This is a genomic window from Sporosarcina sp. G11-34 (assembly GCF_026931025.1).
Map to the genome: position 1 here is coordinate 297,543 of NZ_JAHNZW010000005.1, position 13,678 is coordinate 311,220.

Sequence of the window (13,678 nt, forward strand, 5' to 3'; positions counted from 1 at the left end):
TTTGCGACGAGGAGGCTCAACTCCCGCCCCACGGAAAGCGTCAGGGAAAGATTGAACTGTAACTTTCCGCACTGTCCGCCTGGAACGGAAATCAACGATTTCCAAAGCTAGCATCAATCTTTAGTTCAATCTATACAGGTATCCTAGATCAAAAAAACTCCACAGAAAAACACCTATCGCATAATAACGACAGGTGTTCTTAATTTTTCGTATACAAATCTCTTACAATCCTTCCGTCAACACATTAAACATGAGTTGGTCATTATTTTCCAAAGCATAATCTATCATTCGTAAGCGATAATGCGCTTCTAGGCCTTCTATAAGCTCTCTAGATTCCAGTACAACCTCTGCTGGCAGCTCGATCTTAACCTCCATATCCACATCGATGCTCCCTTCCAATATAAGATTTAAGTGCGCATGAAGATCTGAAATTAGGAGTAACTGATACAGCGGCAAGCGTATAAAGCGATTGCCCCGTTGAAATACGAATATTTCTCCTAGGTTTTCAACTTGCATGCTCTTCATATTTATAATAATTTCTTTGCCCTCCGAAGGAATAAAATGAAATAACTCCTCAGATTTTACGATCGAAAAGTATTGATAAGCAAACACAATCCGTAACCTAGATTCTTCTTTCTTAGTGAAAAATGGCGTCATCCGCTGAACTGATAGCATCTTCTAACCTCCTTGTTAATTATTCTGATTATTACTACCATTCTATCACATTAAGTTATTGTATGTGAAATTTTCTGACCTTATAATTTATTTAGCGTGTTTTTACTCTTTTTTCTATTTTTATTTTACTAGGTCGCCCTGTTCTAAAAAAAGAATTGATTAAAAATATTTACGTACAGGGCATAATAGCGTTATACTAGAAGGAATGCTTTTTTGAGGAGAGTGGTCCGATGCACATGACTGTTGAACGTGTATCCTACTTGCATGAAAATCAATTAAAAGATTTTATGAACGAAATCAAACACGCACTACGTCCTGATGAACAAGGGGAAGCTTTGGAAGTTCGTAATGCTGTAAAACTCGTGAGAAACGGCTCAGTCAAGTCCTATGAGTACGACCCTTCAGATTTAACGGTCGTCGCAACAATTAGCGGACATGATTCAGCGGAAGTGAACGTATCTTTCGAAAAGATGAGTGCGACTTGTTCATGTAACAAGCCAGATTGGTGTGCACATCGTGCCGCCGTTATTTTCCACTTATACTTACAGTTTCATTCTTTAACTGATTGGATGCACGAATGGAGGAGAACCGAAACGGAACAAATGCTTTTTAAAATCACAGATCGAACACCAGAAGCCTGGAATGATGTCCTGTCACGGTTAATGAATCCGATACGAACGATTGGCCTAAATGAAAACCCAGCCGTTTTTATTCATAAATTTGAACTGATCAACCAAAAAGCTACACCGCTTTCACCCTTTGAATGGGAGTGGAAACCACTTTTTGACGTTTTCTACAGATTGCATGCACTTGAAGCAGCTTGGCCATATGTCCAATTCCACTTAGGGGCAGATAACTCTTCTTTCTCCTATGGAAAATGGTACGTGAAAAATTGGTTAACCGATCAACTTGGAAAATTAAATGACGGCGTCACGTCAATTTCCGCAAAAACAAGACTTTTTGAAACAGATCCATTTCTTGATGAAATGAAAGTACTTGTAAGGTCCTTCACACTTGATTATAAAGGTTTATATAATGAACGTTTTCGGGTATACCGAATTTTTTGGGAACACTTATTCACCGAGAAGATCATGCGCGAAACAGAACAGAAACTTCTCGGCGAAAGTAATTCTCCTGATGCAACAACGTTAATCGCGTTTTTCCATGTCTTACAAAGTCAAAACGATAAACTCGAAGCACTTGCACAAAATGTAGGGATTGAAGACTTTTCGAATTGGTTGCCACTAGCTGATCTTGCTGAGCAAGATGATAATTTAGATTCACTAGCCATCATAATGACCGCTTTGCTACCATTCATCGGTGACTATTTGGTGCAATCAGTTCCATTAGCGCGACGACCTGTTTTTGTTCGTAAAATCGATGGGTTATTAGAAGCAGCTGATTTTACTGAAGAAGAGCGAGAAAAAATGTTTTCTTATTATGGTGAAACTGGTGTCGACGTCTATGCCGACTTCCTCGTTGAACGTGAGCGTTTCGGCGAATGGGCAGCGCTTATGCACAGATACGGTGTCTCTTACGACGTAGCAGAAGCTGGCGGCTTGAAAGTAGCACTTGCAGATGATCCAGCATCAGTTCTTCCTCTGCTCCATTTATATGCTACAAATTTTGTAAAAGAGCGAAATCGTCAAAGTTATCGCCGTGCCGTAAATTTATTTAGAAAAATGAAAGCCGGTTGTAAAAAAAGTGGTAAACACGAATTTTGGAATCGTTATGTTGATACAGTGCGCGAAAAAAATCGCCGCCTCCGTGCACTTATGGAAGAAATGGAGAAAGGGAATTTGTACTTATGAATGGGAACTTCACATTAGAACGCCTTCTCCGGATTGAAATCGAATTAACCGATAACAACTTTTACGCTGTTTCTGCTGAAGATTTAAACGGCTATCCGGTGGAGCCTAATGAACTAATTTCGTATCTATTCTTTAATGATGAAAGAACATTTTTTGGCCTGCTAGCAGAAATAGATGGTAATAATCTTATGCTCGGTGCAGACCAACTTCTTCATTCGTTTCCTGAAACACACCCGTATGTTAGGTTTGAAGGGCTCACTGAAAAAGATGACAGACAACTACAATCTATTCGTGATGCAGCCGATACCTGGAGGAATCCTGATTTATGGAATTACCTTGAAGCAGATGAAAATGGCATACGCTTTGACATGGAGAAGCTTGAGCTGTCTGAAGAAACAGCTCATATTATTCAATCAGCCATACACGGGAAACTAACTGATTCGGCGATTCGACCTGACCAATTTCCAACGCTACTCCCCCATTTACGCAAATATGGGTGGCCTGGCGAATCCACGTCAACAATGCCGGTTCGGATTGCGTTCCGACTAACAGAGCCTGATGAGGAGTCTAATTCAGTAGAATGGCTACTTGAAACAGTGATAATAGGTGATCGTGGGAGTCATTGGACACCTGCGATGCGTAAGAAAAATTCACCTGCAATCGAAGCCTTGCCTGCAAAGTGGAAAGAATATGCAGATGACATTATGAAAAAACAATCCGAAATGATTTCATTTCTCCAATCAATCCATATTGAGACAACGGACAGTTTTCTATCCATTCCAATCCAAGATGCTGAGGTTCGTTTATTCATCCAAGACGACTTGCCACTCCTGCAGTCCTTTAACTATTCGGTTATTTTACCGGCATGGTTAAAATCGATAACGGAATCCAAAATGAGAATCCGAACAAACGCAAGTGTACAGTCGTATAATTCTGCGACCAATCTTGATGAGGTTCTCTCATTTGACTGGAACTTCTCGCTTGCTGGACAGGACGTTGATCGTGAGGCATTTCGTAAATTAGTCGATGAGAATCGTGAGTACATTCGGTCAGGCGATGAATGGTTCCATATTGATCCGGCTTGGTTGAAAAAGATTAAAGACATTATGGACCGCGCAGATGCCGGCGAATGGACCGTTAAGGATCTTTTATTCCAAGATATACCTGAAGAGATTGTGCCGCTTGATAATGATGATGAAGAAGACGATCCACTTTTCGAATTTACGATGCAAAAATCACTGCGTAGCTATATGGAGCTTCTGTCTGAGAAGAAAGGGTTGCCATCAGCCGGTATTTCTTCCGATTTAAAAGCCGAACTTCGACCTTACCAGGAAGAAGGGTTTGATTGGCTCGTCTTCATGCGTGATAATCATTTCGGAGCCGTTCTTGCGGATGATATGGGGCTTGGGAAAACAGTTCAACTCATTACCTATTTGTTGAACGTTCACTCGCGGCCTGAGACAACTGGACCGTCGCTCATTATTTGTCCGACAAGTGTTCTAGGTAACTGGCAAAAGGAAATCGAGCGATTCGCTCCATCCCTGTCTATCCACACGCATTATGGACCATTGCGCGAAAAAGATGAGGCATTTAAAGAACTCGTCTCTCGTGTAGCTCCAGATATTATATTGACGACTTACGGGACGGCCACGCAAGACGGAGAGATGCTTGCTGAAACTGAATTTACAAGCATTACATTAGATGAAGCGCAAAACATTAAAAACATGCAAACGAAACAATCGCGTACGATTCGGAAGTTGCACGGTCAACACCATATTGCATTGACAGGTACACCCATTGAAAACCGACTGTCAGAGCTATGGGCAATCTTTGATTTTATCCATAAAGGTTACTTCGGAACTTTCCGAGCGTTTACCGATAACTACATTGTGCCGATTGAGCGCGACGATTCGGAAAGAGATAAACAGAAGTTGCGGGCAAAAATCCGACCATTTCTATTGCGTCGAACGAAAGATGACCCAGACTTACTGCTTAACTTACCGAAAAAACTTGAACAAAATGAATATTGTCCACTTACTACAGAACAGGCCGCATTATATGAAGGTTTCCTTGATGAAACAAAATTCAAGTTGCAAACTTTAACTGGCTTTGAGAAAAAAGGTCTTATTTTGACAATGCTTAGCCGATTAAAACAGCTATGTAATCATCCGGTTTTATTTTCCAAGGAACCCCATGGTCCTGCTGCAGAATTAGTTTCGCGTTCGAACAAATTGAGCAGTATCGTGTCAATGGCTGGAAATATTGCGAGTAATGGTGAGCAATGTATCATTTTCACTCAATACATTGGTATGGGTAAATTGATACAACATTGTTTGTCAGAGCTGCATGATATCGAAGTGCCATTTTTGACTGGAAGCATGCCTAAAGGACAACGCGATCGACTCGTTGACGCCTTTCAAGCAGGTGAATATCCAGTCTTCATCTTATCGCTACGTGCAGGTGGAACAGGCCTAAACTTAACGGCCGCAAGCCACGTGTTGCACGCAGACAGATGGTGGAACCCAGCGGTTGAAAACCAAGCAACAGACCGCGCTTACAGAATTGGACAGACAAAGTTTGTTCACGTTCATAAGTTCGTAACGATAGGTACAATTGAAGAAAAGATTGATAAAATGCTTGTTGAGAAAGCCGCTCTATCTGCGGACCTTATCCAATCTAGTCAGTGGTTAACAGAGTTATCCGATAACGATTTGGATGATTTGTTATCACTTGGTAATTAGTTTTTTGACCCCAGGCCGTTTCTGCTCTGGGGTCTTTTAAATTATTGTTTGAATGTGACGATTCAACTGTTTTTTATCTTCAATTTCTTTGATCCGCTCGTTTAAATTGGCAACCATCCTTATTAATTCGCTTACTTGCATCTCCATTCGTAACACTTCTTTTTCTAGTTTTGTCATTCAGATTCCCCTTTTCTCATATTACCGTAGCAACGTAGCCTGATAATGGAAGCAGTCATCCACACCAGGCACTTTGCACGGTTTTTCTACTAGTAATTAGCATTCCAGTCCCCACTGGAAATTAAATTTCTTTCCCTCTATATACATAACGTCATTCCTTGAATTTTTTAGCCAAATCCCCATTTGGCCCCCTTATATGAATATATTATTTCTATTACTTCCCAATACTGATTTCCTTCACACCTATCTAATTTTTCATTAAAGTGTAGCAATCCAGTGCGTTTGCTGGCACCCTCCCCCCTTTTCATAATAGGTAAATCCACACTGCGGATGCCTACTCCGTTTCACTTTATATAATCGGTAATTCTGTACTTTCTTGTTTTGGCAAATGAAAATGTTCACTCGATGAATCTTTTATCATCTCCTCCTTCCTTGAATTGACAGAATCAGTGTAAATATCCTCGTTCTCTCTCCTTTTCGTAGACAGGAAGCGAATATTATCGGCAACCACTTCTGTTACGTATACACGACTATGATCTTCACGTTCGTAAGTTCTCGATTGAATTCGTCCACTTACACCAATCAATGAACCTTTTCCACAATGCTTCGCTGTATTTTCCGCCAACTTTCCCCATACTGAACATAAAATGAAGTCGGCTTCAACTTCTCCTTTCAAATTTTTAAAGTTGCGATTTACTGCGATGATAATACTTGTTTGTACCCTGCCTCTAGAAATATTTCGCAAGATAGGATCTTTCGTAATTCGGCCTACAAGTGCGACTTGATTCAATCCGTTTCCCCCTTTCCCTTTGAAGCAACTCTATCGTACGTCGAAGTCCATCTCTTTAGCAAATTCGGACTTTAGAATATTCTGCCTATTCAAGCAATAGTTTTCCCATTTTGTATTTTACACAACACGACCATTTTCTACTAAAAACGACACTAGTCAAACTTTGAGCACTATCGTCGAGTTTTTGATAACTTAACTTTCAGCTGTTTCAGATCTTTTTAGTTAATATGATTGAATGTGCTATAATTAAGGAAATTTAAAGACAAGGGGTGGCGGCAATTAAAACTTTTAAGATGCTATCTGCTGGAATTTTGAATGAGGGACAATTTCAAGATTTTCCGCTCATTGACGGGATAATTATTAACCAAGAGAATAGCCACCGCATGTGGATTCTCGAAATGTATATCGATGCCAAACATAAGGATTTTTTTGAGGAACTAATGAAAAATCAGGATGAATTAATTGATGCTAAAGTTGTTATTTCCTATCCGGCAAATGATCCAGCAGCTTTTCGCGTCGCTGTTCACGCCGTTGAACAAATCGGGGATAATATTTCGGTCCTCATGAAGGGTCGATTAAAACGTGCACGTGCGCAATACGCCGAGCAACTTTTAGAGGAACTAATTGCTGAAGACCTCGGAGGGAAAGAATTACTCGAACGATTCGAGTCGGATATGAAATCGCGACCACGTTTAAAAAAGGATTTTGCAGACGAAAAATAATTAGCAATAAGAAAAGCCGCCCTAAATTTCCGGGGCGGCTTTTTCATGGCTTGCGGTTAGTCGTTATTTTAATTACATTCCATCTTTATCTTCTTCGGTAATTGAATCATCTGGAGTCTTATTTTTTCCATTATCCATGACGCCGTCATCGGATTCGTTATCGCCATTAATGAAGTTATTATTCACTCCACTACCGTTTCTTTCTCGTCCGTCTTCAACACCATCGATGTCCGATCCGCCACGTTGATTGTCATCAACATTTGGCGTCCAGTTTTTTTCACGATCTTCCATATTTTCCATCGGTGTTTCGTTATCATTTGGGACTGCATCATTCATATTACAAGCACCAAGTACGAGCGCCGATAGCATAAAGAGCGGTATCGCTTTTTTCAACATGAAAATTCCTCCTTTCCACAAGCCGTCTGCCACACAATTTTGTATGGTAGCGTAGGTTGCACAAAAAAGAAGGAACTATTCGTTATATATATTTTGATTTTGATTATGGGCTAACTAGTGCGGATGTATGCCATTTCTATTTTCACATATACTAATTTGGCTTAGATTATTCAGTTGCGGCTGGGTTCACGACTGGACCGAGTGCGAACAATATTTCAGTTTCGCATACAATTTCGTCTCCGACCTTCGCAATTGCTTTTCCTTTACCCATTTGCGCGCGTAACCGTGTAATTTCAACTTCAAGATGTAATGTGTCACCAGGTGTTACTTGGCGCTTAAAACGACAATTGTCGATGCCTGCAAAAAAGGCAAGCCGTCCTTTATTTTCTTCTTTTTGCAATAAGGCAACTGCACCTACTTGAGCGAGTGCTTCAACAATTAACACCCCTGGCATGACTGGATATCCTGGAAAGTGTCCGTTAAAAAAGTCTTCATTAATCGTTACGTTTTTTATCCCGACTGCACGTTTTCCTTCTTCTACTTCTAGAATTCGGTCAACCATTAGAAATGGATATCTATGCGGCAATATTGCCTGAATTTGTTCTGATGTTAGCATTTTCATCCTCCTACAAATAATTTATGTATCGAGCTTTTAACCAAAAAGAGCTTCAATCACTCTTTGCCGTTAATAATATCCATTATATGTGTCCATGTTTCCTTTTTAAGTACGTCTTTCGTGTCCCCATCACCTATATAGCTGTACCCAATTTGCAGGCCAATAATTGATACCAGTACTAAAAGCAAGGCAATCAAAATAATGCGAAGCCAAATTGGAATCAATCGTATTTGGACCCAAAATGTTCTTTTTGGTTCGCTTTCTTCATGTTCAGTCAGTTCTTTTTTCCGTTCTTTTCTTGCATTTATTTTCCCCAATAAACTATCTTTTAATGCAATAATCTTAGATATGATTGGATGTTGTTTTTTGTTATTTTCCATCTTTTAATACTCCTTATAAGAACTTATCTAATTTCATTGATAAGCCCGAGCATTTGATCAGCTAGTGTAACCGCCCGCGCATATAACTGATATGATTGCTGAACAGTAAAAGGTCCGTCTTTGCTTTTTTATAATTGACGTTCGAGCCTACTGAATCTGCAACTGTATGCCCTTCATTGGTAACAAGCATTCATCATACTTAATCATCAAGAAATCAATAGACTTTGGCACTTTTACTGATGTTTTCCAACAAAATTCCCGTACCTTTTGCAACACAATCTAGTGGATCATCAGCAACAAATACAGGTACTTTTAACTCTTCTGCAAGTAATTGATCGATGCCGTGAATGAGTGCACCGCCGCCTGTTAAAAACACACCTCTATCAATAATATCTGCCGATAGCTCTGGTGGTGTTTTCTCAAGTACGTTTCTGGCTGCTATAACAATCATCGCTACCGATTCTTCTAATGCTGCACCAATTTCAGCAGAATACACTGTAATTGTTCGTGGAAGTCCAGTTACCATGTCGCGTCCCCGAATGTCCATTTCTTCTTTCCGTGTGCCTTTGAAAACTGTACCAACGTTCCACTTTATTTGCTCTGCTGTTCGTTCACCTATAAGTAATTTATAGTGATTTTTAATGTACTGAATAATATCATTGTCTAATGTGTCACCGGCAACGCTAATAGACTCTGAAGTAACAATGTCACCCATTGATAACACAGCAACATCTGTCGTTCCGCCTCCTATATCAATGACCATATTGCCCGACGGCTGAAAGATATCCATGCCTGCACCGATAGCAGATACTTTTGGTTCTTCTTCTAAGAATATATTTTTTCCACCGGATTTTTCGGCAGCTTCACGGATGGCTTTTTGTTCGACACTCGTTATATTCGTCGGACAGCAAATAAGTATTCTTGGTTTAGATAAAAAGCCTTTTACATTAAGTTTTGTAATAAAGTGGCTCAACATTGCTTCGGTTACTTCAAAGTTCGCAATCACACCATCTTTTAATGGGCGAATTGCAACGATATTACCCGGCGTTCTTCCAACCATTTGCCAAGCCTCTTCACCTACAGCAAGTACCTTTTTCGATCTTCTATCTATCGCAACAACTGATGGCTCATTGAGGACAATCCCTTTTCCTTTTAAATGGATCAGGACGTTAGCCGTACCTAGGTCAATCCCTATATCTTTTGCAAACATTATTTCAGCTTCCCCTTCCAATTATCCATTGGCTTTATCGTTTTTTTCGCGCTCACTTATCGCAATTTTACCATAGTGCAAATGAAATGAACATAATAAAGGGATGTTTTCTCCATAAACACAAAAACGAACCCTCGTGTTTAAGAGGCTCCGCTTTTATGCTTTATTCTTTTTCCGCTTTCTTTGATTCGTTCATCCATTTAATTCGAGTCGCCTCGCCGCCCCTTAGGTGTCTAACTGATTTATGATAGGCGAGAATCTTAGCAACTTCCTCCGCCAGTTCCCCATCAACATTAGGCAATCGCTCGGTCAAATCTTTATGGACTGTGCTTTTTGAAAAACCTGTCGCCTTCGCCAGTACACGCACGGTAACCTCAGTTTCCAATAGTTGCTCGCCGAGGCGCACGCATCGCCTCCGTATTTGCTCGTGCACGCCCTCTTCCTTTCCTGTCAGCTCAGAATCTTCTTTTAATGTATGCGACAGAATTATGGGATATGCTTGGTTTCGGCGCTTAGCTGGCTACATTGGTAAGATTCGGACTGCGCAGCAAAAAGCCACCCCATAAAGTGTGGGATGGCTTTTGTAATTTTGCGTTACTGCTGGGTTATACTAAAATGCTAGATGCGTTTTTGGATTAACTGGTTCTTCACCCTCATATATTTCAAAGAGAAGGTGAACGCCCGCAGTCGGGTTCCATTCGTTCTGTGTGGTAGTTGCGATTGGATCGCCTTGGGCTACTTCATCGCCCTCTTTCACCAGGACTTCAGATACCGAACCGTAGACTGTCTTCATGCCATCTGCATGGCTGATAACAACTTCATCACCGCTGAAGACATCAGTAACGACTTCCTCAACCACACCACTCATCGACGCAACAACTTCGAACGGCTTACCTTCTATTGAAATCGATACGCCGGTGTTTGTTACATACGTCTGATTAAATACAAGTAGTGCGTTTTCGCGCATGGACTCATCTGCTTCCATGTCATAGTAATCTTGCAGTATGGCCACGTCATTAAGGAGCGATTCAGCAAATGGATATTTGAAAGATTCCTTTGACGCATTCGTTTCAACGATTAAGTCACCGCTGCCCGCCTTATCAATGCCGTCAACTTGTTCTGGATTAGCGTCGTCTTTTATTAACGCAGTATAACCCCAGATCATGCCTACAAACACGATTGCGATACCCGAATAAACTACAGGCCAAAACCAACTCTTTGCTTTTTTATTCGTTTTCATCTGAGAAGGGGAATTCGGTTTTTCTTCTCGCATAATCATCACCTCACTTGCTATTGTTTGCAAGTTAGGGTGATTTTAAACATTCATTATCAAGGTTCATCAAATTTTTTATTGTTGTGCCAGTATAATAGTGTTGAATAATTTTTTCAGCCGTCCATCCTTTGTTCGCATATGCTTCCGCGCCGTACTGACTCATCCCTACTCCATGACCATAGCCAAGGGTTTTAACGTGTACAATCCCGTTCGTTACGTTAAAGGCGATATCGAAATCAGTTGACCGAAGTCCTAGCAAATCACGAATTTCGCGTCCGCCTGCTTCCAATCCAGAAGCTTTTACTTTTTGAACCCGCCCTGTAGAATTTCGCACCAGTTGAAGAGATTTGAACGTTTCTGCATTCCACTCATTTCCGAAGACTTCGTTCCACTTCTTAAGGGGGATTTCCTTTTCTTCTTCATATGAAGGGGCGAACTTTTCTTCGCCAGGACTCTCAACGCTTTGTAAATAAGCGATATCATTGCCTCCGAAGTTTTGCGCAGTTTCAGTCTTCCCATTCGAAGTTGAAAAAAACATAGCCGTTATCAATTCATCTTCGTATAATATGATATCCCCAGCCGTTGCTTCTATTACATCGTTAATTTTTTTCTCATTCTTTTTAAATTCCTTGCCCCATCTCTTCTTCCGATCTGCTTCCGTATTGTATACTTGTGCCGACACGCCTTTGGCAATCGGATCCTTACCGTTATTGGTTGTCCTCAGGGCAAACGTTCTTGCAGCGATCGCCTGAGCCTTCAGTGCCTCTTCATTGAAGCTAATCGGCATTTCACCAGCCAGTACACCTTTAACGTATTCCTCGAGCGCGAGTGGCTTGTCCAGTCCCACAACAGTGATTTCAATTGGACATGATTTTGCTGCTTCTTTCTCCTCCTTTATAGGGGTCGCGCTCGATCCTCTAAGTAATAACAACGGAATAAAAAACATAAATAATAGTAATACTACTGAAACAGCCCATAATTTTCTCATAATCAATTATATGAAAACAGATTTATTTTATGCAAGTGGTCGCCAATCATTTTTTGGGTTGCCACGCCCGAGCTTGCAAGGAGCATGACCGACTTACAATCCTCAACGACCGACTTCGGAGCCTCCACGACCAACTCCACCTTAAAACGAAAAAAAGCTACCGCATTGTTAGCCGGTAGCCTCTTCGTACACTTTTATTGATTAAGCAAATTCTTCTTTTTTAGCTTCTTCTTTTTCAGGTGAAACCCGTACAATATCTGCGCCTAGTGCTTCAAGTTTCTTATGGAAGTCAACATAGCCACGATCAAGATGCGATAGTTCTACGACACGCGTAACGCCTTCTGCTGCAAGTCCTGCAAGAATAAGCGCTGCAGCTGCACGAAGATCTGTTGCAGATACTTCTGCACCTTGTAATTTTGAAGGTCCTTCTAAAATAACTGATTTTCCTTCAATTTTAACTGTAGCATTCATGCGGCGGAATTCTTCCACATGCATGAAACGATTTTCAAATACTGTTTCAGTAATAATACCAGTTCCTGTAGCCATCAGCATAAGCGCCATCATTTGTGACTGCATATCCGTTGGGAATCCAGGATGTGGCATCGTTTTTAGATTAACTGATTTAAGCGGGAATTCAGCTTGCACACGAACGCCTTCATCTAATTCAGTAATTACGACACCCATTTCTGTCATTTTAGAAATAAGTGCAGCGTTATGTTCTGGAACAGCATTTTCAATGACGACATCGCCACCTGTAATTGCAGCTGCAACCATGAATGTACCTGTTTCGATACGATCCGGGATAATATGATGAGTTGTACCATATAATTTCTCTACGCCTTCAATACGAATCACGTCTGTACCAGCACCGATAACTTTACCACCCATTGCAGTAATAAAGTTTGCTACGTTTACAATTTCCGGTTCTTTCGCAGCGTTTTCAATAATTGTCGTTCCTTTTGCAAGAGCAGCAGCTGTCATAATGTTTTCAGTTGCGCCAACGCTTGGGAAATCGAGGTATATTTTTGCACCGTGTAAGCCATTCTCTGCTTTTGCTTCAACATAGCCGTGGCCAAATGTGATTTCAGCACCCATTGCTTCGAATCCTTTTAAATGTTGATCAATTGGACGTGAACCGATAGCACATCCACCCGGTAGTGCGACACGTGCGAAGCGATTGCGCGCAAGAATTGGTCCCATAACGAGAATCGATGCACGCATTTTCCGTACATATTCGAACTGTGCTTCTGTAGACAATGTTCCCGAAGCATCAATGATTACTTCATTGATTTCCGGTTTTGGATCTACCTTCGCATTTAAACTTTTTAAAACTTGACTGATTGTACCAACGTCTGAAAGATTTGGTACGTCCTTTATTACACTTACTCCATCTGATGCAAGTAGAGCCGCTGCCAGTACTGGCAACACCGCATTTTTAGCACCTTCAACTCGGACATTTCCAGTTAGTACACGTCCGCCATTTATAATTATTTTATCCATATTATTAGTCCCTCCGACTTTGTGTTGTTCCTTGACTAAAGCCATGTATACATCGAACTTAAAAGTAATAATTTCTAATTAAAATATATACAATTTTACAGTGCATTGATTTAATCTACAAGCAACGAATCGATTATCTTTAATTTACCGTGATGTGATGTAATCTATCGTATGTACTGTTTTGACCTTTTGTGTCAAAGGTTGTTATTCCTTATTTTACTACTATATTTGATGTTCCCCGTTCGTTTAAATTTAAACATCATGCTTAAGCATTAATTGACAGCTTACATGCTATCGCCCCATATACAGACCATTTTCAACAAGTTTCGCCATCTCAAGTCTTTTATTTCAAGCCTTTCAGCGCTTGTTAGGGCTAAACGGTGACTTATGCTTTTCTTG

14 protein-coding genes are annotated in these 13,678 nt (G+C 40.7%); 3 read left to right on the forward strand and 11 right to left on the reverse strand.

What is annotated here, in order from left to right:
• Nucleotides 1-222: 222 nt before the first annotated feature.
• Nucleotides 223-675, reverse strand: a complete 453-nt coding sequence (locus KSU66_RS09320) for a transcriptional regulator (RefSeq protein WP_269051166.1) — start codon at nucleotides 673-675, stop codon at nucleotides 223-225.
• Nucleotides 676-905: 230 nt separating this feature from the next.
• On the opposite strand from KSU66_RS09320, the gene KSU66_RS09325 reads away from it, so the two are divergent.
• Both KSU66_RS09325 and KSU66_RS09330 read left to right on the forward strand, forming a co-directional pair.
• The gene (locus KSU66_RS09325) at nucleotides 906-2,486 is read left to right on the forward strand and encodes an SWIM zinc finger family protein (RefSeq protein WP_269051167.1); all 1,581 of its coding nucleotides are present in this window, start codon (nucleotides 906-908) and stop codon (nucleotides 2,484-2,486) included.
• Nucleotides 2,483-5,227, forward strand: coding sequence for a DEAD/DEAH box helicase (locus tag KSU66_RS09330; RefSeq protein WP_269051168.1), 2,745 nt, complete (start codon nucleotides 2,483-2,485; stop codon nucleotides 5,225-5,227). Before KSU66_RS09325 ends, KSU66_RS09330 begins: the two co-directional genes overlap by 4 nt.
• A 36-nt stretch (nucleotides 5,228-5,263) precedes the next feature.
• On the opposite strand, the gene KSU66_RS09335 is transcribed toward KSU66_RS09330, so the two are convergent.
• Together KSU66_RS09335 and KSU66_RS09340 are read right to left on the reverse strand one after the other, a co-directional pair.
• Nucleotides 5,264-5,404: a hypothetical protein gene (locus KSU66_RS09335; protein ID WP_269051169.1), complete on the reverse strand. Its 141-nt coding sequence runs from the start codon at nucleotides 5,402-5,404 to the stop codon at nucleotides 5,264-5,266.
• Nucleotides 5,405-5,753: 349 nt separating this feature from the next.
• A complete protein-coding gene (locus tag KSU66_RS09340) occupies nucleotides 5,754-6,194 on the reverse strand; it encodes a single-stranded DNA-binding protein (protein ID WP_269051170.1) in 441 nt (146 codons plus the stop codon).
• 278 nt (nucleotides 6,195-6,472) lie between these two features.
• Between KSU66_RS09340 and KSU66_RS09345 the strand changes: the two genes are divergently transcribed.
• On the forward strand, nucleotides 6,473-6,916 hold the full coding sequence (locus KSU66_RS09345) for a YwpF family protein (RefSeq protein ID WP_269051228.1): 444 nt from the start codon (nucleotides 6,473-6,475) through the stop codon (nucleotides 6,914-6,916).
• A gap of 72 nt (nucleotides 6,917-6,988) precedes the next feature.
• On the opposite strand, the gene KSU66_RS09350 is transcribed toward KSU66_RS09345, so the two are convergent.
• The 8 genes from KSU66_RS09350 to murA form a co-directional block, all read right to left on the reverse strand.
• Nucleotides 6,989-7,312 carry a hypothetical protein gene (locus KSU66_RS09350; protein WP_269051171.1) on the reverse strand — a complete coding sequence of 108 codons (324 nt, stop codon included), beginning with the start codon at nucleotides 7,310-7,312 and terminating at the stop codon, nucleotides 6,989-6,991.
• Between the two features lie 166 nt (nucleotides 7,313-7,478).
• Complete coding sequence (gene fabZ, locus KSU66_RS09355; protein ID WP_269051172.1) at nucleotides 7,479-7,928, reverse strand: 3-hydroxyacyl-ACP dehydratase FabZ; 450 nt, start codon at nucleotides 7,926-7,928, stop codon at nucleotides 7,479-7,481.
• A gap of 56 nt (nucleotides 7,929-7,984) precedes the next feature.
• Nucleotides 7,985-8,308: a DNA-directed RNA polymerase subunit beta gene (locus tag KSU66_RS09360; RefSeq protein ID WP_269051173.1), complete on the reverse strand. Its 324-nt coding sequence runs from the start codon at nucleotides 8,306-8,308 to the stop codon at nucleotides 7,985-7,987.
• Between the two features lie 214 nt (nucleotides 8,309-8,522).
• Nucleotides 8,523-9,518 (reverse strand): rod shape-determining protein, encoded by a 996-nt coding sequence (locus KSU66_RS09365; RefSeq protein WP_269051174.1) that lies wholly within the window; start codon nucleotides 9,516-9,518, stop codon nucleotides 8,523-8,525.
• A 163-nt stretch (nucleotides 9,519-9,681) separates the two neighbouring features.
• Nucleotides 9,682-9,951, reverse strand: a complete 270-nt coding sequence (locus tag KSU66_RS09370) for a sporulation transcriptional regulator SpoIIID (RefSeq protein ID WP_269051175.1) — start codon at nucleotides 9,949-9,951, stop codon at nucleotides 9,682-9,684.
• Between the two features lie 177 nt (nucleotides 9,952-10,128).
• Complete coding sequence (locus KSU66_RS09375) at nucleotides 10,129-10,791, reverse strand: M23 family metallopeptidase (RefSeq protein WP_269051176.1); 663 nt, start codon at nucleotides 10,789-10,791, stop codon at nucleotides 10,129-10,131.
• Nucleotides 10,792-10,822: 31 nt separating this feature from the next.
• The gene (gene spoIID / locus KSU66_RS09380) at nucleotides 10,823-11,779 is read right to left on the reverse strand and encodes a stage II sporulation protein D (protein WP_269051177.1); all 957 of its coding nucleotides are present in this window, start codon (nucleotides 11,777-11,779) and stop codon (nucleotides 10,823-10,825) included.
• A gap of 201 nt (nucleotides 11,780-11,980) precedes the next feature.
• Nucleotides 11,981-13,279: a UDP-N-acetylglucosamine 1-carboxyvinyltransferase gene (gene murA, locus KSU66_RS09385; RefSeq protein WP_269051178.1), complete on the reverse strand. Its 1,299-nt coding sequence runs from the start codon at nucleotides 13,277-13,279 to the stop codon at nucleotides 11,981-11,983.
• Between the last annotated feature and the right edge of the window lie 399 nt (nucleotides 13,280-13,678).